At 71.8% G+C, this 4,155-nt stretch carries 4 protein-coding genes and 1 pseudogene; 3 read left to right on the top strand and 2 right to left on the bottom strand.

The window, feature by feature from the left end:
• The 3 genes and pseudogenes from ABZT49_RS33590 to ABZT49_RS33580 form a co-directional block, all read left to right on the top strand.
• Positions 1-290, top strand: a pseudogene (locus tag ABZT49_RS33590) (UDP-glucose 4-epimerase GalE); the annotation flags it as partial.
• An 18-nt stretch (positions 291-308) separates the two neighbouring features.
• Positions 309-1,493 (top strand): lytic murein transglycosylase, encoded by a 1,185-nt coding sequence (locus ABZT49_RS33585; RefSeq protein WP_355292865.1) that lies wholly within the window; start codon positions 309-311, stop codon positions 1,491-1,493.
• A 73-nt stretch (positions 1,494-1,566) separates the two neighbouring features.
• Positions 1,567-2,364 carry an aldolase gene (locus ABZT49_RS33580; protein ID WP_355292863.1) on the top strand — a complete coding sequence of 266 codons (798 nt, stop codon included), beginning with the start codon at positions 1,567-1,569 and terminating at the stop codon, positions 2,362-2,364.
• On the opposite strand, the gene ABZT49_RS33575 is transcribed toward ABZT49_RS33580, so the two are convergent.
• Together ABZT49_RS33575 and ABZT49_RS33570 are read right to left on the bottom strand one after the other, a co-directional pair.
• Positions 2,352-2,774 carry a DUF4267 domain-containing protein gene (locus tag ABZT49_RS33575; protein ID WP_355292861.1) on the bottom strand — a complete coding sequence of 141 codons (423 nt, stop codon included), beginning with the start codon at positions 2,772-2,774 and terminating at the stop codon, positions 2,352-2,354. The two genes, ABZT49_RS33580 and ABZT49_RS33575, sit on opposite strands and share 13 nt — an antisense overlap.
• Positions 2,775-3,051: 277 nt before the next feature.
• Positions 3,052-4,062 carry a zinc-binding alcohol dehydrogenase family protein gene (locus tag ABZT49_RS33570; protein ID WP_355292859.1) on the bottom strand — a complete coding sequence of 337 codons (1,011 nt, stop codon included), beginning with the start codon at positions 4,060-4,062 and terminating at the stop codon, positions 3,052-3,054.
• Positions 4,063-4,155 lie beyond the last annotated feature (93 nt).

Here is a 4,155-nt window from a genome sequence, read left to right as displayed (position 1 = left end):
TCGTGGCGCTCAACCACCTGCGCGGCGGGGGGACGAGCCTGACGCTCAATTGCGGCTACGGCCGCGGCTACTCGGTGCTGGAGGTGATCGACGTGGTGAAGTCGGTCTCCGGCGCCGATTTCCCGGTCAAGCTCTCGCCGCGTCGCGCCGGCGACCCGTCGCGGATCGTCGCCGGGGCCGACCGCATCCGGGCCGAGCTCGGCTGGGTGCCGCAGCACGACGACCTGCGCGAGATCGTCACCCAGGCGCTCGCCTGGGAGGAGGCTCTCGGCCGGCGCAACCGGGTCTGAGCCCACCGATCTGAATCCATGCCCCAGACCCGCTTCGTCCTCCGCGCCGCCCTGGCCCTCGGCGCCGTCCTGGTCCTCGCCGCCCCCGTCGGCGCGGGCGATTTCCGGGCCTTCGTCGAGGAGCTGTGGCCGGCGGCCCAAGCGCGACAGGTGTCGCGCGCGACCTTCGACGCGGCGTTCCGGGGCGTGACCCCAGACCCGGCGGTGCTGGCGCGCCTGCGCCGCCAGGGCGAGTTCGGCCGCCCGGTCTGGGAGTACCTGACCGGCGCGGTGTCGAGTGGCCGCATCGCTCGCGGACGGGCGGAAGCCGCGCGCCGGGCCGGGACACTCCAGGCGATCGAGGCGGCCTATGGCGTGCCTGGCCCGGTGCTGCTGGCCTTCTGGGGCATCGAATCGGATTTCGGCGCCAGCGCCGGCACGGTGCCGGTGATCCGGGCCCTCGCCACCCTCGCCGAGGCGCGCCACCGCGGCGAGCTGTTCCGCGACGAGTTGCTCGCGGCGCTCGAGATCCTCGAGCACCACGACGTCGCGCCCGACCGGATGCGTGGCTCCTGGGCCGGTGCCATGGGGCAGACGCAGTTCCTGCCCTCGGCCTATCTCCGGTCCGCGGTCGATTTCGACGGCGACGGACGGCGCGACATCTGGGCCTCAGTTCCGGACGCACTCGCGTCGATCGCGAGCTTCCTCAAGCAGGCGGGCTGGCGCCGCGACCTGCCCTGGGGCGTCGCCGTCACCCTGCCGGAGGCGTTCGAACTCGCGCGCTACCGCGGCCCGTTCGCGGATTTCGCCCGGCGCGGGGTGCGGGCCCTCGACGGCGCGGCCCTGCCGGCGGCCGGCGAGGCGAGCCTTTTTCTGCCCGGCGGTGCCGGCGGGCCGGCCTTCCTGATCACCGCCAATTTCGAGGCGATCCGCGCCTACAACACCTCGGATTCCTACGCGCTCGCCGTCGGCCACTTCTCCGACCGGATCGCCGGAGGCCCTCCCCTCGCCGCCCCTTGGCCGACCGGACCGCGCCTCGACCAGGCCGGGCTCACCGCGCTCCAGCGCGGGCTCTCCGCGAAGTCATTCTACGACGGCCCGTTCGACGGCCGCGCAGGGCCCAAACTGCGCGAGGCGGTGCGGCGCTACCAGATCGCCGCCGGTCTGCCGGCGGACGGCTACGCCACCCCGGCGCTCCTGGAGCACCTGCGCGCCGCCCGCTGATTCCCGGGCGGGCATGGACAAGCCGGCCCGGCCTTTGCCAGGATCCGCCGACACGTCAGGAGACATCGACACCATGGCTCACGCACTGGGCGCGCCGGCCGGCGAACGAATTCCTGACGGCCTCAACCAGCCTGACCTCGCCGGGCCCGAGGTGCGCCGGGCCAAGGAGGACCTGGCGGCGTGCTTCCGCATGGCGGCGCGCCAGGGACTCGAGGAGGGCATCTGCAACCACTTCTCCGCGATGGTGCCGGGCTACGACGACCTCTTCCTCGTCAACCCCTACGGCTACGCCTTCGCGGAGCTCACCGCCTCGAAGCTCCTGGTCTGCGACTTCCACGGCAACGTCGTGTCGGGCGAGGGCCAGCCGGAGGCGACCGCCTTCTACATCCACGCCCGCCTGCACAAGCGCATCCCGCGGGCGCGGGTGGCGTTCCACACCCACATGCCCTACGCCACCGCGCTCTCGATGACCGAGGGCGATCCCCTGATCTTCGCCGGACAGACCGCGCTGAAGTTCTACGGCCGCACCGCCTTCGACCGGAACTACAACGGGCTGGCCCTCGACGAGCGCGAGGGCGACCGCATCGCCGACAGCGTCGGCGAGGCCGACATCGTGTTCATGAAGAACCACGGCGTGATGGTGCTCGGGCCGACCATCGCGGAGGCCTGGGACGACCTCTACTACCTGGAGCGCGCCGCCGAGGTGCAGGTGCTCGCCCTCTCGACCGGCCGGGCGGTCCTGCCGGTCGATCCCGCCATCGCCGAGGCCGCCTACCGCCAGATGCGCGAGGGCGACCCCGAATCGGCCCGCCTCCACCTCGCGGCAATCCGCCGGCGGCTCGACCGGGAGGAGCCGGATTACGCCGCATGACCGCGGACTGAGAGCCACAGGGCGGTGAGCGCCAGCACGCCGGCGCTCACCCCGTGCAACGCCACCTGCCACCACGCCGCCGTCCCGGCCGACAGGATGAGGGCGAGGTCGCAGGCCGGGATGACGAGGCTCGCGGCGAGCACGATCGCCACGGCGCGCCGGGTCGAGAACAGGCTCAAGCCCGCGAGGTAGAGCGCGAGGGCGGCGTCGCGGGCGCCGATCGCCCGCAGGGCGGTGCGGCCGGCCCCGTCCGGCTCCGGCACGCCGTAGATCAGCGCACCGAGGGCCGGCGCCGCCAGGAACACGGCGGCGAGGGCGAGGAAGACCAGCGCCAGGGCCAGCACGGCCCAGAGGCGCGGGTCCGCGGGGAAGAGGCGGCCGTCTCCGGAGGGTGGGCTGCGCGGGTCCATCCCGTCGGTATGCCGGGAGGGGTTTCCGGGCACCTTCACCTGGGTTGAAGGCGCGGATCTTTCCAGAACTTGTTCCGTTCACCCCACTGTAGTTTCACTCTCCGCGTCATTCCGGGGCCGCGCAGCGGAGCCCGGAATCCAGAGTCGCTGTGGTCTCAGAAGAAGGCGAACGGCGTTCCGCTCCTTTCTGCATAACCTGAGTGTCTGGATTCCGGGCTCCGCTGCGCGGCCCCGGAATGACCCGGAGGGTATCAGTTCGACAAGAGAAACCCGGCGTTTACAGTTCCAGAATCGCCTTGATCACCCCCGCCTCCGGCCGCAGCCAATCGCGAAAGAGCTCCGGCCCGTCCGCCAGCGCCCCGCGATGGGTGCGCAGGGCCTGGGTCGGCACGCGGCCGGCCTGCATCTGGCGCACCACCTCGGCGAAGTCGTCGGGTTGGGCGTTGCGGCTGGCGAACAGGGTGGTCTCGCGCTTGTGGAACTCGGGATCCGAGAACACGATGTCGTCGCGCACCACGCTCACCAGCACGTAGCGCCCGCCATGGCCGACGAAGCCGAAGCCGCGCTGCATCGCGGCGCGGTTGCCGGTGCAGTCGATCACGCAATCGTAGAAGTCGCCCGCGGTGGCGGCCCCGGCCTTCGCCTCGGCCTCGTCGTTGGCGGTGAGCAGCGCGTCGGCGCCGAGCGCGTCTCGCGTGAAGGCGAGCCGGTCCTCGCGCAGGTCCATCACGGTGACGTGGGCGCCGCGGGCCTTGGCGAAGATCACCGCCGACATGCCGATCGGCCCCGAGCCGACCACCAGCACGCGATCATCCTTCGTGATGCCGCCGCGCTTCACCCCGTGGGCGCCGATCGCCAGGAACTCGATCATCGCGGCGTCGTCGAGGGGCGTGTCGCCCACCGGCACGACGTTTTGCGCCGGGACGCTGATCAGCTCCGCCATGCCGCCGTCGCAATGGACGCCGAGCACGCTGATGTTCTGGCAGGCATTGGTCACGCCCTTGCGGCAGGCGACGCACTGCCCGCAGGACAGGTAGGGGACGATGTAGCAGTTCTGGCCCGCCTCGAGACCGCTGCCGGCGGGCGCCCGCTCGATCGTGCCGGACAATTCGTGGCCCATCACCCGCGGATATTGCAGGAACGGGTGCTTGCCCTGGTAGATGTGGAAATCCGTGCCGCAGATGCCGACCCGGCGGATGCGCACCAGCGCCTCGCCCTCGGCCGGGACCGGCTCCGGCCGCTCGGTCACGCGCAGCCGGCCCGGCTCGTCGCAGAGGAGCACCTTCATGGGATCAGGTCTTTCGAGACAATAGAGTGAAGATGGGCTGGTGGTTTGAAGATGAGGCGCCTCCCCTCCCCCTTGTGGGGAGGGGTATGGGGG

The sequence above is a fragment of the Methylobacterium sp. EM32 genome (assembly GCF_040593685.1).
In the GTDB taxonomy this organism is placed as follows: Bacteria; Pseudomonadota; Alphaproteobacteria; order Rhizobiales; family Beijerinckiaceae; genus Methylobacterium.
Note: the sequence above shows the minus strand (reverse complement) of the source record. Positions and strands in the feature narration are given on the sequence as shown.